This window comes from Bacillus sp. NTK071 (genome assembly GCF_017303315.1).
GTDB lineage: Bacteria > Bacillota > Bacilli > Bacillales > Guptibacillaceae > Guptibacillus.
Genome location: NZ_JAFKOI010000082.1, coordinates 1 through 265, shown reverse-complemented (window position 1 = coordinate 265; position 265 = coordinate 1). Strand labels below are relative to the sequence as shown.

The following is a 265-nucleotide window of genomic DNA, read 5'->3' as shown; positions in this document are numbered from 1 at the left end:
GATGCGGGCGGTTCGGGATCAGGTTTCGCGGGCGTGGATTGCTTTGAGCCCGTCGCGATAGGTCGGATGGTTGAGCGCGAGCTTCAGCTCGGGCCCGATCCGGCACGAGCGCAGGCGTTTGTTGTCGGCCCAGAAGCTGCGCGCCATGGGCGAGAGCGTGGCCTCTTCGAACGGGATCTCTGGCGGCGGGTCCATGCCGAGAAGGGAGGCGGCGAAGGCGATGACATCGGCATTGGGCGCGGGTTCGTCGTCCGAGACGATGAGC

Annotated in this window: 1 protein-coding gene; it reads right to left on the bottom strand. The window is 66.8% G+C overall.

Translation table 11 applies throughout. From position 1 onward, the window contains the following. Positions 1-18 precede the first annotated feature (18 nt). A partial coding sequence (locus JI666_RS22120; protein WP_206895046.1) for a hypothetical protein occupies positions 19-265 on the bottom strand: 247 nt, incomplete at its 5' end.